General features: G+C 68.3%; 27 protein-coding genes. 10 read left to right on the forward strand and 17 right to left on the reverse strand.

Annotated features, from left to right (window positions below; genetic code table 11):
• Positions 1 to 4: 4 nt before the first annotated feature.
• Positions 5 to 583 (reverse strand): TetR/AcrR family transcriptional regulator, encoded by a 579-nt coding sequence (locus JK358_RS22630; RefSeq protein ID WP_201949935.1) that lies wholly within the window; start codon positions 581 to 583, stop codon positions 5 to 7.
• Positions 584 to 671: 88 nt separating this feature from the next.
• Between JK358_RS22630 and JK358_RS22635 the strand changes: the two genes are divergently transcribed.
• The gene (locus JK358_RS22635; protein WP_201949938.1) at positions 672 to 1,529 is read left to right on the forward strand and encodes a class I SAM-dependent methyltransferase; all 858 of its coding nucleotides are present in this window, start codon (positions 672 to 674) and stop codon (positions 1,527 to 1,529) included.
• Between the two features lie 66 nt (positions 1,530 to 1,595).
• Positions 1,596 to 2,288: a hypothetical protein gene (locus JK358_RS22640; RefSeq protein WP_201949941.1), complete on the forward strand. Its 693-nt coding sequence runs from the start codon at positions 1,596 to 1,598 to the stop codon at positions 2,286 to 2,288.
• Positions 2,289 to 2,303: 15 nt separating this feature from the next.
• On the opposite strand, the gene JK358_RS40095 is transcribed toward JK358_RS22640, so the two are convergent.
• From JK358_RS40095 to JK358_RS22670, 7 genes are all read right to left on the reverse strand, one after another.
• Complete coding sequence (locus tag JK358_RS40095; RefSeq protein WP_269811871.1) at positions 2,304 to 2,426, reverse strand: hypothetical protein; 123 nt, start codon at positions 2,424 to 2,426, stop codon at positions 2,304 to 2,306.
• 237 nt (positions 2,427 to 2,663) lie between these two features.
• Positions 2,664 to 3,731 carry a ferrochelatase gene (locus tag JK358_RS22645; RefSeq protein WP_201949943.1) on the reverse strand — a complete coding sequence of 356 codons (1,068 nt, stop codon included), beginning with the start codon at positions 3,729 to 3,731 and terminating at the stop codon, positions 2,664 to 2,666.
• A 30-nt stretch (positions 3,732 to 3,761) separates the two neighbouring features.
• Positions 3,762 to 4,598, reverse strand: a complete 837-nt coding sequence (gene inhA, locus JK358_RS22650) for an NADH-dependent enoyl-ACP reductase InhA (RefSeq protein ID WP_201949945.1) — start codon at positions 4,596 to 4,598, stop codon at positions 3,762 to 3,764.
• 58 nt (positions 4,599 to 4,656) lie between these two features.
• Complete coding sequence (fabG1, locus tag JK358_RS22655) at positions 4,657 to 5,373, reverse strand: 3-oxoacyl-ACP reductase FabG1 (RefSeq protein ID WP_201949947.1); 717 nt, start codon at positions 5,371 to 5,373, stop codon at positions 4,657 to 4,659.
• Positions 5,374 to 5,522: 149 nt separating this feature from the next.
• Positions 5,523 to 6,548 carry a VWA domain-containing protein gene (locus tag JK358_RS22660; RefSeq protein WP_307817678.1) on the reverse strand — a complete coding sequence of 342 codons (1,026 nt, stop codon included), beginning with the start codon at positions 6,546 to 6,548 and terminating at the stop codon, positions 5,523 to 5,525.
• A complete protein-coding gene (locus JK358_RS22665; RefSeq protein WP_201949949.1) occupies positions 6,545 to 7,519 on the reverse strand; it encodes a DUF58 domain-containing protein in 975 nt (324 codons plus the stop codon). Before JK358_RS22665 ends, JK358_RS22660 begins: the two co-directional genes overlap by 4 nt.
• 26 nt (positions 7,520 to 7,545) lie before the next feature.
• The gene (locus tag JK358_RS22670) at positions 7,546 to 8,748 is read right to left on the reverse strand and encodes an AAA family ATPase (protein ID WP_372440698.1); all 1,203 of its coding nucleotides are present in this window, start codon (positions 8,746 to 8,748) and stop codon (positions 7,546 to 7,548) included.
• 167 nt (positions 8,749 to 8,915) lie between these two features.
• Between JK358_RS22670 and JK358_RS22675 the strand changes: the two genes are divergently transcribed.
• Both JK358_RS22675 and JK358_RS22680 read left to right on the forward strand, forming a co-directional pair.
• Complete coding sequence (locus JK358_RS22675) at positions 8,916 to 10,052, forward strand: LLM class flavin-dependent oxidoreductase (protein ID WP_201949951.1); 1,137 nt, start codon at positions 8,916 to 8,918, stop codon at positions 10,050 to 10,052.
• A 5-nt stretch (positions 10,053 to 10,057) separates the two neighbouring features.
• Positions 10,058 to 10,723 (forward strand): FMN reductase, encoded by a 666-nt coding sequence (locus JK358_RS22680; RefSeq protein ID WP_201949952.1) that lies wholly within the window; start codon positions 10,058 to 10,060, stop codon positions 10,721 to 10,723.
• A 22-nt stretch (positions 10,724 to 10,745) separates the two neighbouring features.
• Here JK358_RS22680 and JK358_RS22685 read toward each other — a convergent pair whose 3' ends face one another.
• Both JK358_RS22685 and JK358_RS22690 read right to left on the reverse strand, forming a co-directional pair.
• Entirely contained in the window at positions 10,746 to 11,381 is a 636-nt protein-coding gene (locus JK358_RS22685) for a Clp protease N-terminal domain-containing protein (protein WP_201949953.1), read from the reverse strand.
• Positions 11,382 to 11,475: 94 nt separating this feature from the next.
• Positions 11,476 to 11,805, reverse strand: coding sequence for a plasmid stabilization protein (locus JK358_RS22690; protein ID WP_201949961.1), 330 nt, complete (start codon positions 11,803 to 11,805; stop codon positions 11,476 to 11,478).
• A 126-nt stretch (positions 11,806 to 11,931) separates the two neighbouring features.
• Here JK358_RS22690 and JK358_RS22695 point away from each other — a divergent pair, with 126 nt between their 5' ends.
• Positions 11,932 to 12,936: an AlbA family DNA-binding domain-containing protein gene (locus JK358_RS22695; RefSeq protein WP_201949964.1), complete on the forward strand. Its 1,005-nt coding sequence runs from the start codon at positions 11,932 to 11,934 to the stop codon at positions 12,934 to 12,936.
• A 6-nt stretch (positions 12,937 to 12,942) separates the two neighbouring features.
• On the opposite strand, the gene JK358_RS22700 is transcribed toward JK358_RS22695, so the two are convergent.
• Both JK358_RS22700 and JK358_RS22705 read right to left on the reverse strand, forming a co-directional pair.
• Positions 12,943 to 13,413, reverse strand: coding sequence for an RDD family protein (locus tag JK358_RS22700; RefSeq protein WP_201949966.1), 471 nt, complete (start codon positions 13,411 to 13,413; stop codon positions 12,943 to 12,945).
• Between the two features lie 130 nt (positions 13,414 to 13,543).
• A complete protein-coding gene (locus JK358_RS22705; protein ID WP_201949968.1) occupies positions 13,544 to 14,521 on the reverse strand; it encodes an NAD-dependent epimerase/dehydratase family protein in 978 nt (325 codons plus the stop codon).
• Between the two features lie 70 nt (positions 14,522 to 14,591).
• Between JK358_RS22705 and JK358_RS22710 the strand changes: the two genes are divergently transcribed.
• Together JK358_RS22710 and JK358_RS22715 are read left to right on the forward strand one after the other, a co-directional pair.
• Positions 14,592 to 15,248, forward strand: coding sequence for a hypothetical protein (locus JK358_RS22710; RefSeq protein ID WP_201949969.1), 657 nt, complete (start codon positions 14,592 to 14,594; stop codon positions 15,246 to 15,248).
• A 3-nt stretch (positions 15,249 to 15,251) separates the two neighbouring features.
• Positions 15,252 to 15,599: a hypothetical protein gene (locus tag JK358_RS22715; RefSeq protein ID WP_201949977.1), complete on the forward strand. Its 348-nt coding sequence runs from the start codon at positions 15,252 to 15,254 to the stop codon at positions 15,597 to 15,599.
• A 21-nt stretch (positions 15,600 to 15,620) separates the two neighbouring features.
• Here JK358_RS22715 and JK358_RS22720 read toward each other — a convergent pair whose 3' ends face one another.
• Positions 15,621 to 15,878, reverse strand: a complete 258-nt coding sequence (locus JK358_RS22720) for a hypothetical protein (protein ID WP_201949979.1) — start codon at positions 15,876 to 15,878, stop codon at positions 15,621 to 15,623.
• Positions 15,879 to 16,075: 197 nt separating this feature from the next.
• Entirely contained in the window at positions 16,076 to 16,990 is a 915-nt protein-coding gene (locus JK358_RS22725; RefSeq protein ID WP_201949981.1) for a phosphotransferase family protein, read from the reverse strand.
• A 178-nt stretch (positions 16,991 to 17,168) separates the two neighbouring features.
• Here JK358_RS22725 and JK358_RS22730 point away from each other — a divergent pair, with 178 nt between their 5' ends.
• Entirely contained in the window at positions 17,169 to 17,432 is a 264-nt protein-coding gene (locus JK358_RS22730; protein ID WP_201949983.1) for a putative antibiotic biosynthesis monooxygenase, read from the forward strand.
• A 95-nt stretch (positions 17,433 to 17,527) separates the two neighbouring features.
• Entirely contained in the window at positions 17,528 to 18,451 is a 924-nt protein-coding gene (locus JK358_RS22735; protein WP_201949986.1) for a magnesium and cobalt transport protein CorA, read from the forward strand.
• A 75-nt stretch (positions 18,452 to 18,526) separates the two neighbouring features.
• On the opposite strand, the gene nbtC is transcribed toward JK358_RS22735, so the two are convergent.
• From nbtC to JK358_RS22750, 3 genes are read right to left on the reverse strand one after another with little or no spacing between them, the layout of a single operon-like run.
• Positions 18,527 to 21,589: a nocobactin polyketide synthase NbtC gene (gene nbtC, locus JK358_RS22740; RefSeq protein ID WP_201949992.1), complete on the reverse strand. Its 3,063-nt coding sequence runs from the start codon at positions 21,587 to 21,589 to the stop codon at positions 18,527 to 18,529.
• Complete coding sequence (locus JK358_RS22745) at positions 21,582 to 22,886, reverse strand: beta-ketoacyl [acyl carrier protein] synthase domain-containing protein (protein WP_201949993.1); 1,305 nt, start codon at positions 22,884 to 22,886, stop codon at positions 21,582 to 21,584. Before JK358_RS22745 ends, nbtC begins: the two co-directional genes overlap by 8 nt.
• The gene (locus tag JK358_RS22750; protein WP_201949996.1) at positions 22,883 to 23,641 is read right to left on the reverse strand and encodes a thioesterase II family protein; all 759 of its coding nucleotides are present in this window, start codon (positions 23,639 to 23,641) and stop codon (positions 22,883 to 22,885) included. Before JK358_RS22750 ends, JK358_RS22745 begins: the two co-directional genes overlap by 4 nt.
• A gap of 225 nt (positions 23,642 to 23,866) precedes the next feature.
• Here JK358_RS22750 and JK358_RS22755 point away from each other — a divergent pair, with 225 nt between their 5' ends.
• Entirely contained in the window at positions 23,867 to 24,847 is a 981-nt protein-coding gene (locus tag JK358_RS22755) for an ABC transporter substrate-binding protein (protein ID WP_201949999.1), read from the forward strand.
• Positions 24,848 to 24,853 lie beyond the last annotated feature (6 nt).

The following is a 24,853-nucleotide window of genomic DNA, read 5'->3' on the forward strand; positions in this document are numbered from 1 at the left end:
TCGCTCACAGCGTCCCGACGTGGCTCGCGAGCACAGCACGGATCGTCTCCGGGGACACCGCCCCGTGCGGCGTGACCGCATCCAGCGACAGCCCGGACACCAGCGCCGCCAAGCGGACGGCCTCGAGCCCCGGATCGCCCACACCGACGGCGGCCACCGCGTCCATGAGCACCTGCCGCAGATCCGCGGCCATCCGGCGCACCACGGGTTCGAAGGCCGGACTCAACCGCGAGGCGGCGATCACCTCCATGAGAATGATTGCCTCCCGGTGCCTTTCGGCATCCAGCGGCATCACCTCGTCGAGCACCGCGAGCAGATGCCGTTTCGCGGCATCCCGATCCCCCGCCGTGGGCGCGGCGTGCCGGGTGAGCCGACGGCCCATGCGATCCCCCACCTCGGTGACCACGGCGACGATCAGCGACTCGTGATCGGCGAAGTAGTGCCGCACGGATCCGATGTTCAGCCCCGATTCCGCCGCGACCTTCCGAAAGGTCGCCGCCGCACTACCTCCCGTGACCACGAGCCGCAGCGCGGCCTCGACGATATGACGCCGGCGCGCATCAGCATCCACGTGAACAGGCACCGGGACAGTGTAGAAAACCCGAGCGCTTTTGTATCACACCTGTGATAGAAAAATGGCGTTCCTGATCCGCACACCGAGAGGACCGGCCATGCACGACACCGAGGCCATCGCCGCCAACCGCGCGAACTGGGACGACCGCGCCGAGATCCACGTCCGCTCACGGCTGTACGACGTCGACGGCTTTCTCGCCGACCCCACCCACATCTCTTCCGTTGTGCGCAACGACCTTTCGGTACTCGCACCCCACCTCCCCGGCACCGGGATCGTGGACCGTTCACTGCTGCACCTGCAGTGCCATATCGGCCAGGACACCATCTCCTGGGCTCGCCTCGGCGCGGTCGAGGTGCACGGCCTCGACCTCTCCCCCAACTCCCTCCGGCATGCCGAGCGCCTCGCGCGGGCCGATGGGCGCGACATCACCTGGGTGGAGGCCGACGCGCGCTATGCCTGCGACCGCATCGACCGCCGCTTCGACATCGTGGTCACCAGCGCCGGAACCATCGTGTGGCTCCCCGATCTCACCGACTGGGCTCGGTCCATCCACGATCTCCTCGAGCCCGGCGGACTCTTCCTCATCCGCGACGACCACCCGATTCTGGGCGCGATGGCGTTCCAGCCCTGGGAGATCACCGACGACTACCTCTCCGGTGGCGGCACCCGCACCTACGACGACACGGGCACCTACACCGGCCCGGCGGCCGCCGCGATCGCCCACACCACCGTCCATGAATGGCGTCATGATCTGGCCGAGGTCATCGGCGCACTGCTGCGGGCCGGGCTCCGCATCGAGGCTGTTCACGAACTCCCCTACATGGACTGGCCCGGCCTTCCCGGCCTGATCGCCTGCCCGGAAGGCTGGGCACTGCCCGACGGAGCACCGCGTATTCCACTGAACTTCGCCGTCGTGGCGACACGTCCAGCGGCGCGCCGGGGTGGCGGAGTGTGAAATGCCCCTGAGCGGATTCGGCGTCGCTGCCGGTCCGGATCTCTCCGGCGGGTGATACTGCATGGCGTGAGCGGGTCCGGGAAAGAGCTCGGCGATGATCAGGTACCGGCGTGGGCGCGGCGTACCGCGGGTGAATCGCGGTGGGCGGCGACGGCGGCCGTGGTGGGGATCATGGTGTTGCAGTACTACCTGCCGGGGCAGTTCACGTTCGGGCCGCGGTGGGTGGTGCCGACGGTGGGCTTCACGCTGCTGGTGGTGTTGATCGTGGCGAGTCCGGTGCGGTTGGACCGGGAAGAGGTGTGGCTGCGCAGGTTCAGTTTGTGCCTGGACGCGTTGCTGGGGTTCGCCATGGTGTGGTCGGTGTGGCAGCTGGTGATCGGGCTGATCGACGGCGCGGTGAGCAATGATCCACGGGTGCTGCTCACCACCGGGGCCGGAGTGTGGCTCACCAATGTGCTCGTATTCGGGCTCTGGTATTGGGGATTCGATCGGGGTGGGCCGGCGGCGCGGGCGCACAACCGGCAGCAGTATCCCGATTTTCTTTTCGTACAGATGCAGAATCAGGCGTTGACGGATCCGGAGTGGGAGCCGCAGTTTCCGGATTACCTGTATTTGTCGTTCACGAATGCGACGGCGTTCAGCCCGACCGATGTGATGCCCATGTCCCGGTGGGCCAAGACGCTGATGATGGCGCAGTCCGCCATCGCCTTGGTCACCATGAGTCTCGTCATCGCTCGGGCCATCAACGTCCTGAAATGAATTCTCCTGTGCCGGTTATCGATTCAGCCAGGAGTCGAAGAGCACCAGGACCAGCGCCGCCGCCAGCGCACCCACCGCGAAGGGGGTGGAGGAGGCGATGGTGGCAAGGATCGCGGCAGCTTCCAGCAACGCCAGCACCGGTATCCAGACGAACCAGTCGGGTCGCCCCAGAGCTCTTCTGCGGGGAGGGGTCCCGCCACTGCGTCCACCCTCGCGATACGGACCTTGTTCCCGTCGACCGGGACGGCTACCTACTCTGTCCACCGGCGCAGATTACAGTCACCCGGCCGAGCGCGCGCGACCAGGGAGCGAAATCCCAGTTCACCCTGGGCAACTCGACCTAACGTCCGCTCGGTGCACCCCGCGCGACACCCCTCAGGAGGGGCGGCGAGCCGGCATCTCGCAGCAGCCGGGGGCGCAGGTGTCACCGTTGCGCGTGCAGCCCAGAGCCGGCATGGGGCTCAACTTGGCAGGGGTGGCGGCGGCGAGGTATTCGTCGACGAGGTCGGCGACCATGCGCGCGAAGCGCGGGTCCGGGCCCGGGGTGGCGGTGCGCGCGAAGGCCATATTCAGTTCGGCCGCACGCTCTTTCGCCTCGTTGTCGAGATCCCAGATGACCTCGAGGTGGTCGGAGACGAAGCCGATGGGGCAGATGACGACGGCGTTCACCGCGCGCTCGGCGAGCAGGTCGAGGTGGTCGACGATGTCGGGGTCGAGCCAGGGGATGTGCGGCGGGCCGGAGCGAGACTGCCAGACGACATCGTAGTCGTCGAAACCGGTTGCGGCGGCGCACAATCGGGCGGCTTCCCGGACCTGGCGGCTGTAGAGTTCGCGTTCTTCCGGTGGGCCGGAGGCGATATCGGCCGAGACCGGGATGGAGTGGGCGGTGAAGACCAGCCGCGCACCGGCACGCCGGTCCTCGGGTAGCTCGGCGACGGCCGCGCGAATGGCGTCGGCGAATGCGTCGATGAACAGCGGATGGTCGTAGTACTGACGAAGTTTCACCATATCCGGCGCGTCGGCCACCGCCGCGCGGGCACGCAGGATGTCCTCGTCGTACTGTTTGCAGCCGGAGTAGCCGCCCCACGCGGAAGTGGGAAACACTACGGCGGAACGGATTCCGTCGGCGCGCATGCGTTCGACGGTGTCCTCCACCATCGGATGCCAGTTGCGGTTGCCGAAGTAGACCGGCAATTCGATTCCGCGCGAAGCGAATTCGGCCTCGATCGCCTTGATGATGTCGAGGTTCAGGGCGTTGATGGGTGAGACCCCGCCGAAGTGCAGATAGTGCTGGGCGACTTCGGCGAGGCGCTCGGGCGGCACGCCCCGACCGCGAGTGACGTTCTCCAGGAACGGCATCACGTCCTCGGGGCATTCGGGTCCACCGAAGGACAGTAGGAGCAGTGCGTCTGCGCTGCGAGCCTGATCGGTGGCCCGATCCACGGTGCGTGCCTCCTCAGTTGTCGAACGAGATCAGTTCGCGCCGAAACCCTCGGCGGGGAACCAGGTGTTGTGGCTGGCGCCGCCGTCCACGTAGATGATGGAGCCGGTGGTGCCGGGCAGCCAGTCCGAGAGCATGGTGACGATGGACTTGGCGACCACGGTCGGGTCGTCGACATCCCAGCCGATCGGAGAGGCGCCGTCCCAGTAGGTGTTCAGCATGTTCAGCTGCTTGGCGTCATCGGTGGCGGTGCCCGCGATGGCCTTGGCCGCGAGGGTCTTGATCGGGCCCGCGGCGATCAGGTTGGAGCGAATCCGCTTGGCCTCGCCCACCTCTCGCGCCACGTACCGGTTCACCGACTCGAGCGCGGCCTTGGCGACGCCCATCCAGTTGTAGTACGGCATGGCGGTGCGCGGATCGAAGTCCATGCCCACGATGGAGCCGCCCTCGTTCATGGCGGGGAGCACGGCGCGCGCCAGCGAGGCGTAGGACCACGCCGAGATCTCGAAGGCCTTGGAGGCGTCCGGGCCGGGGCCGTCGAGGAACGGCTTGGCCTCGGGGCCCATCAGGGTGCGCGGGGCGAAGGCGATCGAGTGCAGCACGCCGTCGATGCCCTCGGGCGCGAGCTCACGCAGCTTCTCCGGCAGGACCGCCAGGTCCTCTTCGCTGGTGACGTCCAGGCCGATCGCCGGGGGCACCTCCTGCGGCAGGCGCTTGGCGATCCGGTCGATCAGCCGCAGCCGCTCCGGAATACCGGTGATGATCACCTTCGCGCCCTGCTCCTGCGCGACCGCAGCCGCGTGGAAGGCGATCGACGAGTCGGTGATGATGCCGGTGATGAGGACAGTTTTGCCTTCGAGCAATCCCATGGGTTGGTCGGTTCTCCTCGTTGAAAGGGGGCTTGGGGCTGTCTGATGCGAGGCGGGCCTAGTGGCCCATGCCCATTCCGCCGTCGACCGGAATGATCGCGCCGGACACGTAGCGGGAATCCTCGGAGGCCAGGAAGCTGATCACCGCGGCGACCTCCTCAGGCTGACCGAGGCGCTGCAGCGGGATGAACTTCTTGGCGGTGTCGCGAAGATCGTCGGGCAGTTCCGCGGTCATATCGGTTTCGATGAAGCCGGGCGCGACCACATTCGCGGTGATGTTGCGCGAACCGAGTTCACGGGTTACCGAGCGCGCCAGACCCACCACGCCGGCCTTGGAGGAGGCGTAGTTGATCTGCCCCGGGCCACCGCCCAGACCGACCACCGAACCCAGGAAGATCATGCGGCCCCACTTCGCCCGCAGCATCGCCCGGTTGGCGCGCTTGGCGCAGCGGAAGGCACCGGTGAGGTTGGCATCGATGACGCGGGTGAACTGCTCCTCGCTCATCCGCATGAGCAGCGTGTCATCGGTGATGCCCGCGTTGGCGACGAGCACCTCGACCGGACCCTGGTGCGCCTCGACCTCACTGAACGCCCGATCGACCGATTCCGTATCGGTCACATCGCATTTCACGCCGAAGAGACCCTCCGGCACCCCCGACCCACGGTGAGTCACGGCAACCTTGTGCCCGTCTGCGGCCAGCCGCTGGGCAACCGCGAGGCCGATACCGCGATTGCCGCCCGTGACCAGCACCGAGCGGGATGTGAAGTTCGACATGCGGATCAACCTACCTGGTCCGCCGAGCACGCCACTACCCGACCACCCGCGTTCCCGCCGAGCGTTTTCCGCGCGCGAAGCGGAGGCGGCGTTCCGAATTCGGAACGCCGCCTCCGCATGTCGTGCCTGCCGTCGATCGGGTCGCGGGACTACGGCAGTCGCTGCCGATAGAGCAGTCCGAGCACCACGCCGGTGGTGCTGACCAGCAGCCCGAGCAGCAGCCACGGGCGGCTCGCGTCGCCCATGGTGGTTTCGAAGCCGATCTGCTGTTCGAGCGTGTCGTAGACGGTGGAGAGTTCGGTGAGGCTGGAGGCGCTGTAGAACTGTCCGCCGGACAGGCGCGCCACCTCGCGCATGGCGTCGTCGTCCACGGCCACGGGGACGCGACGCGAACCCTTGCCGTCCTCGCCCGGGATCTCGACCGTGCCGTCGGCGGTGCCGAAGGAGATGGTCGAGATGGGGACCTGTTTCTCCTTCGCGAGCCGCGCGGCCACGTATTCGTGGCGGGGGTTGTCGAAGTCCTCGAAGACCGGAACCGTCTGCTTACCGTCGGACATCAGGATGATGCGCGCGGGCGGTGGCGTTTCCGCGCCGCCGAGCACCGAGGCGAGCGTGTCGATGGCATTGAGCCCGGCGAAGATTCCCTCACCGGTCGCGGTGCGCTGCGCCAGTTTGATGTTGTCGATGGCCGCCTTCACCGCTTCGCGGTTGGTGGTCGGCTGCACCTGGATGGCCGCCGTGCCCGCGAAGGTGACCAGACCGAGGTTGACGCCGGGGTTGAGACCGTCCGCGAATTCCTTGGCCGCCTTCTGCGCGACCATCAGGCGACTGGGGTCGACGTCGGTGGCCTCCATGGACAGCGACACGTCCATGACGAGCATGACGGTGGCCCGGTTGCGGGGCACCTTCTTGGCGGCGGTCGGCCCGGCGGCGGCGATGGTCAGGAACACCATGCCGACCAGCAGCAGCGCGATGGGCACATGCCGCCACGGCCGCGGCTGATTCGGCGCGACCTTCTCCAGCAGCTGCATATTCGAGAACCGCAGCAGATGTTTGCGCCGCCGCCGCTGCGCCAGCACGTAACCCAGTGCGGCCAGCGCGATCACGGCCAGGAAGCCCAGCCACAACACGGACGTGAAGTGCGAAATGCTGAAGGGAACGTTCGAAATGCTCACTGTCGCGGCACCTGTCCGGCATTCGGGGCGCCGAAGGTGTGGCGCCTGGTGGACACGAATCGGACGACATCGGCTATCCAGTCGCGGTCGGTGCGCAGGGACATGACCGGCGCGCCGCAGCTGCGCAGCGCCTGTTCGACCTGACCCCGATGCTTCTGCGCCGCGGCCGCGAAATCCGCACGGAGCGTGGGGGTTACGCTGAATTCGCGGGTGCGTCCGGTTTCCGGGTCGTGCAGCACCACATCGCCCACGTCGGGCAGTTCCAGATCGCGCGGGTCGAGCACCTCCACACCCAGCAGATCGTGGCGGCCGGAGATGGCGCGCAGCGACCGCTGCCAGTCGATATCGCCGAGGAAATCGGAGATCACCACGGCCAGACCGCGTTTGCGCTGCGGCCGGCGCAGGGATTCGATGGCCCCGCGCAGGTCACCGCGCACGCCGTCGCGGGCATGCGGGGTGGTGGCGATCTTGCGCAGCATGGTCTGCGCGTGCACCCGGCCGGTGCGGGCCGGAATGCGAATGAGCTGTTCGCCATTGGCGACGACCGCACCGATCCGATTGCCGCCGCCGCTGGTCAGATGGGTGACCGCGGCCGCGGCGGCAATGGCCAGATCGCGTTTCTCGCACAGCGCGGTGCCGAAGTCGAGGCTGGCCGACAGGTCGATGACCAGCCAGGTCTCCAGCTCGCGGTCGGCGATCATCTGCCGCACGTGCGGGTGGGTGGTGCGGGCGGTGACCGACCAATCCATTTGGCGCACATCGTCACCCGGCTGGTACAGCCGGGCGTCGCCGGGTTCGGAACCCGGGCCGGGGATGAGTCCCAGATGATCACCGTGCAGGACGCCGTCGAGGCGGCGGCGCACGGTGAGCTCGAGGGTTTTCAGCGCCGCCTGCAGCCGGGCGTCGCTGAGCTCCCCCGACCGGAACGAGGGTGGGGCGTGCGTGGCATCGCGGGGTGAGGAGTTCGTCACGGGCGCAACCGAATCCGAATCCGCCCTCACTTGGCCTGCGGCTGGCCGGGTACCCCGGGGAGCTGACCGTTGGGAGCCTGTTGCACGGGCGGCTGCGGGATGCCCTGGCCCTGCGGCACACCGTGCGGGCCCATGGCGGGCGCGGCGGGAGCAGGCATCGGCGCGGGCGCGGGCGCGCCACCGGGGGCGACGGCCTGCGGGGCGACCTGCGGCAGGCCGACGGTCTGCAGTACGCGGCGGATGACCTCGTCGGGGGTGATCTCGTCGGCGAGAGCGTCGTAGGACAGCACCAGGCGGTGGCGCAGCACGTCCGGGATCACCTCGACCACGTCCTGCGGGACGACGTAGTCGCGGCCGCGGATCAGGGCCACGGCGCGCGCGGCGGCGATGATGCCGAGGCTGGCGCGCGGCGAGGCGCCGTAGGAGATCCACCCGGCCACATCGTCGAGCCCGAAGTCGCGGGGCTTACGGGTGGCGGCGATGACGCGCACGACGTAGTCGACCAGCGCGTGGTGCACGAAGGTATTGGCGGCGACCTTCTGCAGGCGCACCAGTTCTTCGGGGTCGAGGATGCGCTTGGCCTCCGGCGGGGTCACGCCCATCCGGTAGATGATCTCGCGTTCCTCTTCCACCGACGGGTAGTCGACGACGACCTTGAACAGGAAGCGGTCGCGCTGCGCCTCGGGCAGCGGGTAGACGCCTTCGCTCTCGATCGGGTTCTGAGTTGCCATGACCAGGAACGGGTTCGGCATCGGGTAGGTCTTGCCGCCGATGGACACGTGCCGCTCGGCCATCACCTCGAGCAATGCGGACTGCACCTTGGCGGGCGCGCGGTTGATCTCGTCGGCGAGCACGAAGTTGGCCACCACCGGGCCGAGTTCGGTGTCGAACTCTTCGCGGCCCTGCCGGTAGATGCGGGTACCGACGAGGTCGGTGGGCACCAGGTCCGGGGTGAACTGGACGCGAGAGAAGCTGCCGCCCACCACTTTTGCGAAGGTTTCCACGGCGAGGGTCTTGGCGATGCCGGGCACGCCCTCGAGCAGCACATGGCCTCGCGCGAGCACACCGACCAGAAGCCGTTCGACCAGCCGATCCTGGCCGACGATCACCCGTTTGACTTCGTAGATCGCCTTTTCCAGGGTCTGGACATCGCGCTCGAGGGTGCTGCTCGCCGGAGCAGGCGCATCCTTCGCCGTGCTCACCCCGGTCACACCGTCAGTCGAAGTCACCAAAATCCCCGCTTTCGCCTCGGTCTCTGTGCGTTCCGACCCAACTATTCCAGGTATCCGCCGCATTTGCCGCACCCGGTCAGGATTGCCGTGTCAGGAATAGGACCGGACGTCTGCCTGTTAAGGTGGTTGACATATCCACCAAAGTGGGATCAGAGGAGAGTGCCGTGCAATTCGGAATCTTTTCCGTCGGCGATGTGACCACCGACCCGACCACCGGGCGCACGCCCAGCGAGGCCGAGCGGATCCAGGCCATGGTCGCGATCGCGTTGAAAGCCGAAGAGGTCGGCCTCGACGTCTTCGCCACCGGAGAGCACCACAATCCGCCGTTCGTCCCCTCCTCGCCGACCACCATGCTCGGCTATGTGGCCGCCAGGACGCAGAATCTGGTGCTGTCCACCGCGACCACGCTCATCACCACCAACGACCCGGTGAAGATCGCCGAGGACTTCGCCATGCTGCAGCATCTGGCCGGCGGCCGGGTCGACCTCATGATGGGGCGCGGCAACACCGGGCCGGTGTACCCGTGGTTCGGCAAGGACATTCGTGACGGCATGCCGCTGGCGGTGGAGAACTACCACCTGCTGCGACGGCTGTGGCGCGAACAGCGCGTGGACTGGCAGGGCAAATTCCGCACTCCCCTGCAGGGATTCACCGCTACGCCCGCACCGCTGGACGGCACGCCGCCGTTCGTCTGGCACGGCTCCATCCGCTCGCCGGAAATCGCGGAGCAGGCCGCCTATTACGGGGACGGGTTCTTCCACAACAACATCTTCTGGAACAAGGAGCACACCCAGCAGATGATCGCGCTGTACCGGCAGCGCTTCGAACACTACGGGCACGGCTCCGCCGACCAGGCCATCGTGGGACTGGGCGGGCAGGTGTTCATGGCCGAGACCGAGGCGGCGGCCAAGAAGTTCTTCCGGCCGTACTTCGACAACGCGCCGGTGTATGGGCACGGCCCGTCGCTCGAGGAGTTCACCGAGCTGACGCCGCTGACCGTGGGCACACCGGAGATGGTCATCGAGCGCACGCTCGGATTCGCCGATTTCGCCGGGGACTATCAGCGCCAGCTGTTCCTGATGGATCACGCCGGACTTCCCCTCGAGGTCGTGCTGGAGCAGATCGAGATCCTGGGCCGCGAGGTGGTTCCGGTGCTGCGCAAGGAATTCGAGCTGCGCCGCCCCGCCGGGGTGCCGAGTGATCCGCCCACCCACGCGTCGCTGGTGGCCGCCGGGCCCGACGCACCGCATCACCTGGTGGAGCCGGCCCGCGCGCGCATCGAGAACGAGACGGAGGCCTGACCGTCATGACCCGTCGCATCGTGGTGCTGACGGCGGGATTGTCCCAGCCGTCGTCCACCCGCCTGCTCGCCGATCAGCTCGCCGCCGCGGTCTCCACCGCGGTCGGCGGGCGGGGTGAGGCCGCGGAGTTCGAGGTCATCGAATTGCGGGATCTGGCAAAGGATCTCGCGGCCACCATCGCCACCGGCGGGTTGGCGACGCCGGAACTGGCGGCGGTCCGCGATCGGGTGTCGGCCGCGGACGGCGTCATCGCGGTGACGCCGGTGTTCACCGCCAGCTACAGCGGACTGTTCAAAATGTTCATCGACCTGCTGGATACCGACGCGCTCAACGGGATGCCGGTGCTCATCGCCGCCACCGCGGGGACGCCCCGGCATGCCCTGGTGCTCGACCACGCCATGCGGCCGCTGTTCAGCTACCTGCGGGCCGTGGTCGTGCCGACCGGCGTGTTCGCCGCCACCGAGGATTTCGGATCGGCCGGGCTGACCGAGCGGATCCACCGGGCGGCCAGCGAATTCGCGGCGCTGGTGGTGGCGGAGGCGACCGGTGTGGGCGGGTTCCTGGGCGAGCACACGCCGCGCAGGCGCACATCGGGCAGCACGCTCAGCGCGCCCACACCGTTCTCCGAGCTCCTGGCCGGGCACACCGGCGAACCGGCGCGCGGACACTGATCGAGCCCGGTCGGGCAGGCGCTTATTCCACGTCCAGGCGCGCCGTCGCCTCGTCGACAATGGCCTGGACGTCGATACCCGCCTCGGCGCGCACGCATGCGGTGTCGTCGTCCTTGTAGTTGAAACCCCAGGTGGGGCCTTTACCGGGCGGGTGCCGCTCCGCCAGGATCCCCAGCACCGGTTCCAGGGCCTCCACCGGGAATTCGACATAGGTGCGCATCTCGACGCGGCGCTCCAGATGCGGCAGCGCCGCGCGCGGCAGTTCGACACCCAGATCCCGCAGGGCGGTGACGATCTCCGAGCGCGTCACGCCCGGGGTCTCGGTCAGCACCCAGCGGCGTGAATCCCACAGTGTCGCAAGGATGAAATGCACCGTGGTGGGGTCACCCGCGCCCAGTGCGAGCGCGATTCCCTCGGCGCGACCGAGGATTTCGTACCAGCGCGGATTGGGGCTGACGGTGTCCACGCCGTCCTCCGCGTCCCCCATCGCGGTCAGCTCGGACTCCACCAGCGCGACGTCGACTCCCGCGCGCTCCAATGCTTTTCGCGCGGTGTCCTCCGGATCGCCGCGCAGGATCCCCAGCAGGGTGTGCTCCACGCCGATCCACGAATGCCCGAGCCGCCGCGCTTCCCCGGCCCCGATCCCCAACAGACTCATGAATCCATACTGCCGTGACCGCGCTCACACCACCATCGAATACCCCTGGACCCCAACCGGTCTCGGTTCAGGCAGAGCGGAATGCGCGGTGGGCTCAGCCCTTCCCGAGCGCCTTGGCCAGCTGCGCCTTGCTCATCTTCGAGCGGCCCTCGATATTGCGCTGCCGCGCCTCGTTGTACAGCTGATCGCGGGTGGGCCCCTTCGGCCCCTTCTTCCCCGACCGCTGCCCGCCACGCTGCTGCGGTGACTTGTCCTGCATCGAACTCCGGCTGGCCGTCTTGGTCTGTCCGGCCTGCGCGCGGTTCTTGTTCACCGTGCGCGCCGCGATCTCCTTGGCGCGCTTCGCACTCGTCCCGCGATCCTCGGCCGAATCGCGGATGTGCTCGTACTGTCGTTCCTGCTTGTCGGTCCATTCCTTGGGCATGGCACACCTCCTGGTCAACCGTGTCCTGAGGCCATACCCGCCCGGTGTGCGGGCAAACCGGCGGCTAGCCGGGCGCGGGGTGGAAAACCGCAGGCAGCCGGGGAATCGGCCGCGTACCTTCGAATGGTGAACAAGGTTCGCACCGAGATCCGGGTCAACGACATCGTCAACCACGTCATCGCGGGCGGCAAGGTGGAGGACGACTACGTGGAGGCCAAATCGCAGTGGCCGAAACCGGAGAAGGCCCGGCAGTTGGCGGCCATGGCGAATGCGGCGGGCGGGCAGCCGATTCTGTGGTTGATCGGCTTGTCCGAGGACCGGCATCTGGTGGTGCCGCTCGATTCCACCGATCCGGCCACCTGGTGGGCCCAGGTGCGATCCCGGTTCGCCCATGACGTGTGCCCGGATCTGAGCGTGCTGAATGTGCCCACCGATCACGGTCGGGTGGTGTGCCTGCAGTTCGAGACCGATCGGGCGCCGTACCTGGTGAAGACGCCGGGCGGCACCGCGACCAGCGAAGTGCCCTGGCGCTCCGGCACTTCCACGCGCACGGCCACCCGCAACGAGCTGTTGTCGCTGCTGAAGTCGGCGACCTCGGTTCCGGAACTCGAACTGCTCGACGGCGGCGCGAACCTGCAGCGTCGCGTGCACCCGCGCGGGCCGGACGAGCTCCCCGATGTCGAGTTCACGCTGCGGTTCGCCATGCACGTCTACATCGACAGCGAACCCGGCAGACAGCTGCTGCTCCCCCGCCACCGCTGGTCGATGACCGTCGCCACCCCGTCCGGTCTCGACTTCACGCCGCGCAGGTTCCGTATCTCGTGCGAGGACGATGCCGCGTCCAGCACATCGCCCGGCGGGCGCACCCACCAGCCCTATCCGCTGGGCGCGACCGCCCGCTCCAGCGGGCTCTACGTGCACGGTGCGGACGTCGTGGAAATCACGGCGTCCAAACGCTTTTCGCGCGACGAGGCCGCGGTGCTCACGGTGGAGCCGTGGCTGGATATCGACCTGCACCTGCCGCTGGGCACCTCCGACCGGGCCGCGCGCGTCAGCGAACGCTTCAACGCCTATCGCGGCACCGGCACCAATTCCGGCATGGTCGCCTGGTGGGACGCGACGATCGACTGACCCGCGTCAGTCCTTGACGACCTGGGTGCCGCCCGCGACATTGTCGTGCCAGCCCTGCCTGGTGGAGCTCATGCTGACGGTGAGCCCGATGCCGATGGCGGCGAAGAACCAGAGGATGCCGCCCACCCACGGGATCAGGTTGAACAGCATGTAGGCGTTGCGCAGCGCCGATTCCTTCACATTCGGTGTGGGCGCTCCCCCGGCCCCGTTGACCCGCAGGCCGAGGATCTTCTTGCCCGGCGTGGCGCCGGTCGCGACCTCGAATACCACGAAGTACAGGAACCCGAACGCCGCGCCGGGCAGGATGGAGATCCAGCTCGGGATATCGGCGACGCGGTCGAGCAGCCAGAACAGGACCGCGCCGATGAGGCCCGCGATGATCCAGTCGATGAACCGGGCGATGGCCCGGACTCCGATTCCCGCGGGCGTGACGCCCACTCGCTGCGCTGGGCTCTGTCCGTAACCACCTGCGGTCATCGTTCCTCCTCATGACGAGCGGCATGTCGAGGATCCCACACCGGGGAATCGCCGGTGCTCGGCTCGGCGAACATTCGCCGAACATCGCATGGCGGTTGTGTTGGCACGCAGGCGATTCCGCCGGTGCGGGTCAGAGGGTGTACACCCCGGTCGGGCCCGCGTGGTAGCCCTTCGCGCCGACGTCGACGGCGAGCTCGCTGCGGGGTTCGCGGCCCGCGCGGACCCGATCGATCATCGATCCGAAGTCGTAGCGCGGGGTCCAGCCCAGGTCGCGGCGGGCGCGGTCGTTGACGTAGACGCGATCGAGGGTGGGGAACATACGCCAGTCCCACCGCCGGTAGTCCGCGGCGATGTCGGGGTACAGGCGCGCCAGGACCGCGGGCGCGTCGACCGCGAGTTCCGCGAGATCACCCGGGAGGAACGGGGTGGTGGCGCTGATGATGTAGCGGCCGAACCCGAGGTCCGGGGCACGTTCGGCGGCCAGCAGATGGGCGTCGACCACATCGGCGAGATCCACCCGCCGGTACAGGAATTCGTTGACCTTGAGGTTGTCGTCGGCGTAGTGGGCGCGTACCTCGTCGCGGTCGTCCTGCTCGGGAAAGAATCGCGAGGTGCGCAGCACGATCACGGGCAGGCCCTGATCACGTGCGGCGAGCTCGCACAGGTCCTCGGCCGCGATCTTGGTGGCGCCGTAGATATTACGGACCACCGGAGGCACCTTCTCGGTGATCCACGCGGCGGGTTGGCCGGGCGCGGGGGTGAGCGCCCGCCCGAAAGCGCTTGTGCTGCTGGTGAACACCAGGCTCTCGACACCGGTGTCGGCGGCGGCTTCGAGCAGGGTCAGCGTGCCGGTCACATTGGTGTCGACGAAGTCCTGCCGCCGGTGCGAGCCGACGTGCGGCTTGTGCAGGGTGGCGGTGTGCAGGACCCGGGTGACGCCGTCGAGTGCGCGCCGCACGACCTCCCGGTCGGTGATGGATCCGGTGATCGTCGTATGCGGCGAGTCGAGCACATCCAGCCCGACCACATCCTGCCCGCGTTCCCGCAGCACCCGGACGAGTGCCTCACCGAGATGCCCCGCGCTGCCCGTAACCAGAAAACGCTCCATGCCCGTTGATCTACCAGCCGCGCCGCAGGCCGACAAGTCAGTTTGCGCCGCAGGCCTTAGCATTCCGATCATGCGTCGCGGCAGAGGGTTACGGGTCCTGGCATGTCTGGTTGTGCTGGGCGCCACCAGCGGATGCGTCGGCGCGGTGGACCGCGCGGACTTCGAGCACGAGATACGCACTCGCGGCGGCGGTTTGGTGAGCGAGCTACCCCGGGCGGCCATCACCGCGTTGAGCGATCGGATCGGCGCCACCGATCTGGAGGCGAACCTCATCCTGCTGACCGCACCGAATTCCACCCAGTTCCGCCTCGTGCTGAACAACCAGCCCGATCAGGTGACCCGATTCCTGTCCGGCGGCGATCCCCTCACCGCCCGGGAACCCACCGTGCGGCTGCGCGTCCGCCCGCCCGACCGGTCCCGGCAGCTCGACGACTATTCCTTCACCCTCGGCGACCTCGGTTCGCCACGCCCGGTGCGGGTTTCCGCCCTCGACGACCTCGACGGCGAGAACTTCGCCGTCAGCGAGGTCCCCGGGCTGTCCCGCATCGAGGACATCGTCGACACCGCCCTGGCCCGCAGCGAGATACCCGACGGCCAGGTCACCGTCCTCGTGGTGAGCCGTTTCGAGCGCGAGATCCGCATCGTCGCCAATATCGTGTCACCTCGCTCGGAGGTGGTCGCCGAATTCGACCGCACCGGCGCTTTCCTTCGAGCACAGCAGGTGTAGCCGATGCCCCGTCCACTCACCGCGGCCCTGTCGACCGGCCTCGTCGCCGGCGCCTTCTCCACCATCGTCCCCGTGGCCGTCTGGCCCGGTGAAGCGAAACTCACCGCACCCCTGTTCTGCCCACCCGGCACCGTCGAACCCATGGTCGTCTCCGACACCTGGCACGACTCCGAGGGCACCTCCACCAACTACACCCTCTACTGCGTAGGAGAACACGGCACCCTCACCAACGAGGGCTTCGCCCTCCCCATGCTCGTCCTGTTCACCGCCCACGTCCTCGTCATCACTGGCATCGTCCTGCTGGCCGCACTGATCAGCCGTGCCCGGCGAGGGCCGGTGGACGCCCTCTGACACCCAGGGCGCGCGCCGCCCTCAGGACCTCGGTACCGGCATCCACTGCTGCGCGATCACACCCAGCGCCTCCCCATCGAGCACGTACATCTCCAGATATCCGCAGGTGGTACAGACGAACTGCCACAGACCGGCAGTGTTGTGCCCCCGCAGGATCCCGCGAAACCCGGGACCGGTGTGCGGCATCACGACGGCGTGCGTATAGTCGCCCAGCCGCAGCCCGTTCTGGGACGCGAAAATCGTGGTAGCCGAGCATTTCGAGCAGATTCCATTGCGCATGCCGCGATCTTGGCACCAGCCCGGCACTGTCGAACGCCGAACGCGACACCGCCCTCACCCCGTGGTGGCGGTGAGGCGCTGCAGGGCGGCGTAGCCGCGGGTACGGGCGGTCGCGGATCAGCTCGACGGCATCCGCGGTGACCTCGATGTCGTTGTGGCCCATGATGATCAACGGTAGCCGTCGCCCGGCCGGGAATTCAGTCGGCCAATTCTTCGAGCAATCCGCCCAGAGCGGTGTGGTCGTCTTCGGTGCCGCGGTGCGGAGCGGCGAACCAGCGTGCGTATTCGGCTATTTCGGAGATCCGCCAGTCGAGTGCGAACAGCTCCACCATCTGTGGGTCGGGGTGCAACTGGTCGTGCGCCACGTTCAGCAGGTCGGCGTAATCGCGTTCGCGTGGTGCGAGAGCCAGGGATTCCCAATCGACCAGCCGCACACCGGCAGCGGTCACGACCTGGTTGTCGTTGTGCGGCTCGCCGTGGGTCGGTACCCACGTGTCCCGTCGGGAGTATGCCGCATCGGCCAGCTCCAGGTAGCGGTCGGTCCAGTGCTGGATCGCGTCGATGCGTCCGGCCATGGCGAGCCGGGCACGCTCCGCCAGCGGGCCGCTCGTCCAAGGCTCGGCGGTGCGGGCTCGCAACTCGTCGGCGAAGCCTGGGCCGACCTGCGGGGTCCAGAATCGCAGGCCCTCGGGCGGGACGGCACGATGTAGAGCATCCAGCGCCAGCACGACGTCGCGAACATGCTGTGGCGCACGGGCCTGCGCCTCGGTGGGGGTGCTCCCCCACAGCCACGGCGTCACGCTCACCGCACCGACCCCGACATCGACCGTGAACTGTCCCGACCGCGCGGGCAGCGGTGCGCACACCACGTCCAACCCCGCCGCGGCCAGCGCCGCCGCGCCGGCGTAGGCGGCTTCCAGAGACGTGGCGGTATGCCGCGGCCCCAGCTGGTCCAACGTGACGAACACCGTGGTGCCCGCACTGACCACTCTCCAATGATGTGCACCGAAACCCCATGGCAGGTAGCGGATATCGCTGACCTCCCGCAACCAATGCGTAGCGACCGCGTGCGCGATCGCCTCGTCACCGATGAACGCAGGACGGGTAAACACAAGATCGGATCTTAGGAGGCACGCGGACAAGGGAGCACGCGAATTTCCGAAGCACAGTCGGTCGCCTTGCCGCGATCGCGATCCACGTTTCCGGCTGTCCGGACCGTGCGATGTCACACTTGCGCACGCCGCATCGTCTACGTCATGAAATGAAAGCAGAGGAAGGAACACCATGTCGGTGAGTGAGGGAACTCGGGACGACCGAGAGGAAGCGACGATCGGTGGGGGCGCATCGCACCCGCCGAAGTGGAAGTTCTGGCTGCTGACGCTGATCGGGTTGTACCCGATGCTGACTGTGCTGATCACTGTCAGCGAACCGCTGCTGGAGGGACTCCCCACGCCGCTGCGACTGGCGTGCATTCTGCCGGTCGCGGTGGCGGCCATGGTGTGGGGAATCATGCCGTTTCTGACCAAACGCTTCGCCGGGTGGTTGGCCCGCTGAGCACTCGGACCGAGCGAAACCACTACACGAGTCGAGGAGGACGGCGTCGCCGACCGATTCACCCAGCGCGTCGCCGGTTGGTAGCCTCGCCCGCTGTGACCGATGGAGAGCGGGTATTCGAGGAGTTCACCTGGATTGCCGCGGGTGAACCGAGTGAGATCGAGGTGGCGCGGATCGAAGGGGCCGTCGGTCTGGTGGCGACGGCATTCGAAGATGTTCTGGCCGAACCGTATTGGCCGATCCTGACGGTGTCGGGTGAGGCGGTGGTGCTGGCATTGCGGGCGGGGCGTTACGTTCTGGGCGGCGAGAGTGTCGAGCTGACCGATGTCGTGCTGGCGGTCGGGCCGAAATTCCTGGTGACCATCTGCGCCGCGGACGCCCCTGTCCGGCAGGCCCTCTCGGACAGCGTGGCCGAGGCCGGGCCGCACGGTGGGTCGCTGGCGGCGTTTCATGCGGCCACCGATGCGGTGATCGACAGCTATCTCGACGTACTGGAGAATCTGGACCGCGATATCAAGCGTGTCGAGCGCGAGGTCTTTTCCAGGGCGCGCGGCAATCCGGTCGAGCGGATCTATCAATTGCGCCGCGCCATAGCGGAATTGGAGCAGGTCGTCGCACCGCTCGGCGATGAACCGCTGGAACGGTTGGCGCGGCGCAGAATTCCGGCGTGGATGAGCGAGGACGCCTACGGCCGCTGGCTGGGGACGGCGGGCCTGAGCGAGATGGATCGGCACGTGCGCGGTATGACCGTCCGGGTGCGGGGCTTGCGAGCCCTGCTCGACAGCATCCTCAGCGCGAACCTCACCCGAGTCGGGTTGCAGCAGAACACCGATATGCGAAAGATCTCGGCCTGGGTGGCGATCGCGGCGATACCCACCATGATCGCCGGCATCTACGGCATGAATTTCGAGCACATGCCCGAACTGTCCTGGAATCTGGGCTACCCCTATGCGCTGATCCTGATCATCACGCTGTGCGGCGTGCTGTACTGGCGACTCCGCAGGAACGACTGGTTATAGCGCCGGGGATGACGACAGCGGGTCGAGGCGATGGTGATCTGCCTCGACCCGCGAATCATGCTCGGTGGTACCGGATCATGTGCCGAGCAGGGCCACGACCTCGTCGAAGGAGGCACCGCCGAGGATGGCGGTGACCGGCAGGTCGCGCTTCAGGTCGACGGCGATTCGCTTGCGGAGGTCGAGGGCTTGCAGGGAGTCCAAGCCCAGGGCCACCAGGGGGGTCGATCCGTCGATTGCCTCGCCCGCGCCGAGGCCCATGACCGTGCGCAGGGCGAATCGCACTCGCTCGGCGGTGGTTCCGTTGTCGGACTGTGCCGGTTCCGCCGGGGTCGACGCCTCGGCCGGTGCGGCCGGGGTGTCGACGGTCGCGGCCGCAGCGGTGGCCGACGAGCCGCCTGCGGCGCGCGGGGTCGCCATGACCGGTGCCGGGATTTCCTCGAGCTCGGTGAACAGCGGAGCGAATCCGTAGACGCCGAACAGTTCGGCGATGCGGGACCAATCCGCTGCCACCACAAGGTGATTGCCCGCCGGCGCGTGGAAGCCGGCTTCGATCGCGGCGGTGGCGTTCATGGGGAACAGCCCCGTGGCGCTGATCGCCGCGAGCGCGTCGGCGTGGTCGGCGCCGACCTCGCGCCACAGACCCCACTGCACCGAGGAGCAGGCGACGCCCGCCGCCCGCCGCCGGGTCGCGGCCACGTCGAGCATGCGGTTGACGGCCGCGTAGAGGAGGTGGCCCCGGCCGCCGATGGTGGCGGACAGCGAGGAGCACAGCAGGATTCGGGCGTCGGAGGCCAGCGGGAGAATGCCGAGGAGGTCGTCGAGCGCGCCCACCTTGGCCGCCACCGCGGCGGCGACCGCCTCCGGGGTGGGGGTGGCCGCGGCGGCGGTGTAGTCGACGGCCGCGTGGATCAGCAGGTCGATCGGGTGCGCGCCGTGCGCGGTCGCGAGGGCCTCGAGCGAACCGGTATCGGTGATATCGGCTGTGCGCACGACGATCTCGGCCGAGGTGTCGCGGGCGATGCGCCGAATCCGTTCGGCGGCTTCGTCATTGCCGCCCGAACGGCTCACCAGGGTGATGCGGGCGGCCCCGGTACGGGCGAAGTGCTCGCAGCAGTCGAGGCCGATCTTGCCGGTGCCGCCGATGATCACGATCTCCCGGGCCGTGACCGGCTCGGTCGAGGTCTCGACGGGGTCGGCGGTGAGGCGTTTGGCGTAGACGCCGTCACCGCGGAAGGCGATCTCGGGTTCGTCGGCGGTGTGGACCGCGCTCAGTACCGCTTTCGCGGCGTCGGGAAGCGCGGCGGCCGCGAGCAGGTCCACGTGCCGGAACGAGACACCGAGGTGTTCGAGTGCCAGGCAACGGAATCCGGCCTGGGCCGCGGCGTGGAACAGATCGGGCTCATCGCCGGGGACGACCGCTTCGCCGCCTGCGGTCACCAGCCAGACGTTCTGCACCCCGTCGAGTGCGGGCAGCCAGGCGGTGGTCGCGAATTCGGCGAACGAGGCCGCGAGATCGCCATCGGCGGGCAGGAATACGACGGCGGTGTCGAAAGCCGTCGCGTCGCCGTCGGATACGATCTTCGCCCCGAATCGCCCGGCTCCGTCGCCGATGGCCGCGATCAGTTCGGCGTTCTCGCCGGACGAATCGATCAGTTTCAGGGTGCGCGGCGGCACCTGGCGACGGCGTTCGAGCCGCACCCACTCCTCACGCGCCCGGAGGGGCGTGGCGGTGAACTCGGCCTCGGCGGCCGGGTCGGTGACGTACTCGAACGGAGCCCACATGGGCTTCGAATTCCATTGGGTATTGGGGAAATCGAGCAGCGGGGGCCGTTTCACGATCGGCCCGGCGCGCAGCGCGCCCCAGGTGTAGTTCGCGTCGTTGACGGCCACCGTGGCGAGGCTGCGGGTGAATTCGCGCAGATCGGTCGCCGTGCGGCGGGAGGTGCCCAGCGTCTGGAATCCCCGGGTGAGGCCGTCCGGCACGGTGGACAGCGTCTCCTGCATGGCCAGCAGCAGAGCCGGATGGTCGGCGATCTCGACGAAGGTGTCCACCTCGGCGGTCGCCTCGGCCACGGCCTGATCGAACCGCACCCGGTTGCGCAGGTTCCAGTACCAGTAGTCGCCCACCGGCAGGTCCGGCGTGATCGGTGCGCCCAGCGTCGCGCCGAAGCAGGTCACGGAGGTGGCCGCGAAGTCCGGGCTGTCGAGCTTGCCGGTCAGGCTGGTGCAGAACTCGTCGCGGAACTTGCTGACGAAGGAGGTGTGCGCCGGGTAGGCGACCCGGATCTCCTTGGCGAAAGTGCCGCGCGCGGTGAGGGTTTCGACGACGTGCAGGATGGCCGACCGGTCACCGGAGATGGCGAGCACGTGGGCGGAGTTCACCACCGACAGCTCGGCCCAGCCGGAGTAGCGCGCCAGCAGCGCCTCGCATTCGTCGCGGTCGACGCCGACCACGGCCATCGAGTACCCCTCGAGACCGAGGCTGTCGACGAGGTTGGCGCGCAGGGTGACCACGCGCACGCCGTCGGCCAGGCTCATCAGTCCCGACACGACCGCGGCGCTGATCTCGCCCTGGCTGTGGCCGACCGTCGCGGCGGGATCCACGCCCGCGGCACGCCACATCGCGGCCAGGCCGATCATCTGCATGAACAGCGCCGGCTGCACGATCTTCACATCGTCGTCGACCTCTTCCTCGGCCAAGATGTAGGCGCGGGGTGAGATGCCGAAGAGTTCGTCGAACACCGCCTGGCATTCGTCGACGGCGGTGCGGAAGGCTTCGGAGTGCTGGTACAGCATGCGGCCCATACCGGGACGCTGACTGCCCTGACCGGGGAAGACGTAGCCGATGCGCCGGGGCTTGGCCGCACCGTCGGAGGCGATGACGCTCGGATGCGGGTCGCCCGCGGCGACCGACTCCAGCGCGGCGAGCAGTTCGGCGCGGTCACCGACCATGGCCAGCGCGCGGTGGCGGCGTGGCGTGCGGGTGCGGAACAGCATGTCCGCGACCGCACCGGGCTGCACGCCGGGATGTTCGCGCAGATAGCCGAGCAGCGCGGTCGCTTCGCGGCGCAGCAGGTCGGGGTGATCCGACGAGAGCAGGACCGGAATCGTGCCGTCGGGAAGCAGATAGCTAGACATGGTTCTCCTGCTCGGGCATGGCGACGATGGCATGCGCGTTGGTGCCCGCGACACCGAACGACGACACCGCTCCGTAGCGCACGCCTGCTCGTGCGTCCCAGCGTTCGAGTTTCGCGGCCAGTCGCAGACCCGAGGAGTCCCAGTCGACGGCGGTGGTGGGGTTGTCGGCGAAGCGGGTCGGCGGGATCTGCCCGTGCATGCCGGACAGCAGCACCTTGATCAGACCCAGCATGCCGGCGGCGGCCTGGGCGTGACCCAGGTTGGACTTCACCGAGCCGAGCAGCGGCGCGGCGTCCGGCGCGGCGCCGTAAACCCGTTGCAGGGCTTGGAGTTCGAGTGGATCGCCGACGGCGGTGCCGGTGCCGTGCCCCTCGATCATGTCGACCAGCGCCGCGTCGATGCCGGCGCGCGCGACGGTCTTGCGGACCAGCCGTTCCTGCGCCTCCGCACTGGGTACCGCGATCGGCGCACGGCCACCGTTGTGGTTGACGCTGGTCGCCAGTACGCGGGCGTAGATGCGGTGGCCCAGTTCGAGCGCTCGTGATTCGCGTTCCACCACCACGACTCCCGCACCCTCGCCCCAGAGGGTGCCGCTCGCGTCGGCGGAGTACGGCTTGCACTGGCCGTCGGTCGACAGCGCGTTCGCCTTGGAGAATTCGAAGAAGCCGCCCGGCGATCCCATGACGCAGACCGCGCCCGCGATCGCCCACTCGCAGTCGCCGTTGCGGATGCCCGCGGCGGCGAGGTGCAGTGCCGACAGCGACGACGCGCACGCGGTGTCGATGGTGAACGACGGCCCGGCCACGTCGAGGGCATGGGAGATGCGCCCCGCCACCGCGCCCAGTGCCATGCCGGTCGCGCGATATCCGTTGTGCTCGTTCACGGTCGACGGCGACGGGCCGTAATCGGTCCACGACGCGCCCATGTACACGCCGACCTCGTCGCCCGCGAGCTCGCCGGGGTTGATGCCGGTGTTCTCGAGCGCCCGCCACGCGGTTCGCATGCCGACGCGCTGCTGCGGATCCATGGCCACGGCCTCGCGCGGTGAGATCCCGAAGAAGGTGGCGTCGAAATCGGCTGCGCCGGTGAGGAAGCCACCGGCGTCGCGCACGGTGCTCCAGCCGTCGTTGTCCTGGGACAGCCGCAGCACCTGGGCGATCGGCCAGCCGCGATCACGCGGGAAGGGGCCGATCAGGTCCTCGGCGTCGGCCAGGGCCTGCCAGTACCGGGACAGGGTCGTCACGCCGCCGGGCGCTTCGACCGCCATCCCGGCGATGACGATCGGATCCTCGGTCATCGCAGGGCCACCGCGGGTTCGGCGTTCAGCAGTTCGGTGATGCCCGCGACCTGCTGGTTCAGGTAGAAGTGGCCGCCGTCGAACATGGTCACCTGCAGCGGCGCGGTGGTGTGGTCCTGCCAGGCGTACAGGTCGCCCATGGTGACGTATTCGTCGTCGCTGCCGCCGAGGGCGTGCATCGGGGCCTGCAGCACAACGTCTTTCGGGCAGGTGTAGCGGTCGAAGGCGGCGTAGTCGGCCTTGAGCGCGGGCAGTGCCATGCGCATCAGGTCACGGTTGCCGAGGATGTTCGCGCCGGTGCCCTCGAGTCCGGCCATATGGTCGAGCAGCGGTTCGTCCTCGGTGGGATGCGGCGGCATCTCGGCGCAGCGCCAGGGTGCGACGGCGCCGGAGACGGCCAGCAGGCGCACCGGGATTCCGGCCTTCTCGATCAGCCGGGTGAATTCGAAGGCCACGATGGACCCCATGCTGTGGCCGAAGATGGTGAGCGGGACGCCGTTGTTCAGCGGCGAGCGCGCGAATTCCTCGAAGGCGCCCGCGGCGACCTCGGCCAGCGTCTCCTTGGGGGTTTCGCGGGCCCGGTCCTGACGGCCGGGGTACTGGAAGACCGCGACGTCGAAGGTGGTGCTCAGGGCCTGGGAGAAGGGCCGATAGGTGGAGGCTCCGCCGCCCGCGTGGGGGCAGATGACCAAGGGGGCCGCGCCCGGGGTGGGTGGTCTGTGGAACTTGCGCATCCATCCGAGGGGGCTCGACATCGGGTTCTCCTGTTCGTCCTCCCCTAGGGAAGGCTAACCTAATTACTGACTAAGGTTATAGCACGTGCCAAATGAGCGCTTGCGTCGCAAGCGAATCCAGCCCGCCTACCAGCGCGGACTCCGGACGCGCACCGAAATCCACCGGCGAGATTGGGTAGGCTAACCTTCTCGAATGGCCATTGCGGCCTGCCGCGCTCGCGGCGCGCGCCGAAAGGATTGGAAGACATGGGGTCCACGCAGACTTCGAGACGGTGGATCCGGCTCGGCATCCTCGCCGTCATCGCGACACTGACCGTCGGCGTCAGCGCGTGCGGATCGGCCGAGGACGAGAGCGGCGGTGCGGGCGCGACGGTCACCGTCCAGCACGCCCGCGGCGAAACCCAGATCACCGGCGCCCCGAAACGCATTGTCGCCCTGGGTAATCAGTGGCTGGACACGGTGCTGGCGCTGGATATCACGCCGGTCGGCTACCTCGACAACGTCGCCATCATCGGCGACGGCCGCGCCCCCTGGCAGCCCGACCGCCTCGGCGGCTCGAAGTCCATCTCCAGCACCGGCAATATCGTCGAACAGGTCATCGCGCTCGAACCCGACCTGGTCCTGGTCGACAACTTCATCGCCGACGAGAAGCGCTACGGCGACCTGTCCAAGGTGGTGCCGACCGTGGCGGGCCTGGGCGCGGAGATCACCAGCCCCTGGCAGGATCTGGTCACCACCCTCGGCAAAATCGTGCACGAGCAGGACAAGGCCACCCAGGTGGTGAACGGCCTCAATGCCAAGATCGACGGGCTCGCGGCCGCCAACCCCGGCCTGCGCGGCAAGACCTACGCCAGCACCTGGCTGGGCAGCGCCTCGCAGCTGATGGTGCTGGCCGATCCGAGGGACGGTTCCGGCAAGGTGTTCACCCAGCTGGGCCTGACCATTCCGGCGAATATTCTCGCGCTCCCGGCCAATCAGGGCCGTGCGTCGCTGTCGACCGAGCGGCTCGAGGAGTTGCAGTCCGATCTGCTGCTGGCCGGCTACTCGGGCAACTTCGACGAGAAGTACCGCGCGCTGCCCGGCTACGCGAATCTCCCGGCGGTGCAGAAGGATGCCGTGGTGTTCCTCACGGTTCAGGAGATCACCGTCGTCAATCAGCCGACCGTGCTGACGATCCCCTACATCCTCGACAAGATTTCGCCCGCGCTCGTCAATGCCGCGAAGTGACCACAG

The sequence above is a fragment of the Nocardia acididurans genome (assembly GCF_016741815.1).
Taxonomy (GTDB): domain Bacteria; phylum Actinomycetota; class Actinomycetes; order Mycobacteriales; family Mycobacteriaceae; genus Nocardia; species Nocardia acididurans.

What these genes read in the sequence shown, in the direction of transcription:
- JK358_RS22635 (WP_201949938.1), top strand. Translation starts at nt 672, where the DNA reads ATGCACGACACCGAGGCCATCGCCGCCAACCGCGCGAACTGGGACGAC.
- inhA (WP_201949945.1), bottom strand. Translation starts at nt 4,598, where the DNA reads ATGGGATTGCTCGAAGGCAAAACTGTCCTCATCACCGGCATCATCACC.
- fabG1 (WP_201949947.1), bottom strand. Translation starts at nt 5,373, where the DNA reads ATGTCGAACTTCACATCCCGCTCGGTGCTGGTCACGGGCGGCAATCGC.
- JK358_RS22680 (WP_201949952.1), top strand. Translation starts at nt 10,058, where the DNA reads ATGACCCGTCGCATCGTGGTGCTGACGGCGGGATTGTCCCAGCCGTCG.
- JK358_RS22685 (WP_201949953.1), bottom strand. Translation starts at nt 11,381, where the DNA reads ATGAGTCTGTTGGGGATCGGGGCCGGGGAAGCGCGGCGGCTCGGGCAT.
- JK358_RS22690 (WP_201949961.1), bottom strand. Translation starts at nt 11,805, where the DNA reads ATGCCCAAGGAATGGACCGACAAGCAGGAACGACAGTACGAGCACATC.
- JK358_RS22700 (WP_201949966.1), bottom strand. Translation starts at nt 13,413, where the DNA reads ATGACCGCAGGTGGTTACGGACAGAGCCCAGCGCAGCGAGTGGGCGTC.
- JK358_RS22705 (WP_201949968.1), bottom strand. Translation starts at nt 14,521, where the DNA reads ATGGAGCGTTTTCTGGTTACGGGCAGCGCGGGGCATCTCGGTGAGGCA.
- JK358_RS22710 (WP_201949969.1), top strand. Translation starts at nt 14,592, where the DNA reads ATGCGTCGCGGCAGAGGGTTACGGGTCCTGGCATGTCTGGTTGTGCTG.
- JK358_RS22715 (WP_201949977.1), top strand. Translation starts at nt 15,252, where the DNA reads ATGCCCCGTCCACTCACCGCGGCCCTGTCGACCGGCCTCGTCGCCGGC.
- JK358_RS22720 (WP_201949979.1), bottom strand. Translation starts at nt 15,878, where the DNA reads ATGCGCAATGGAATCTGCTCGAAATGCTCGGCTACCACGATTTTCGCG.
- nbtC (WP_201949992.1), bottom strand. Translation starts at nt 21,589, where the DNA reads ATGTCTAGCTATCTGCTTCCCGACGGCACGATTCCGGTCCTGCTCTCG.
- JK358_RS22745 (WP_201949993.1), bottom strand. Translation starts at nt 22,886, where the DNA reads ATGACCGAGGATCCGATCGTCATCGCCGGGATGGCGGTCGAAGCGCCC.
- JK358_RS22750 (WP_201949996.1), bottom strand. Translation starts at nt 23,641, where the DNA reads ATGTCGAGCCCCCTCGGATGGATGCGCAAGTTCCACAGACCACCCACC.
- JK358_RS22755 (WP_201949999.1), top strand. Translation starts at nt 23,867, where the DNA reads ATGGGGTCCACGCAGACTTCGAGACGGTGGATCCGGCTCGGCATCCTC.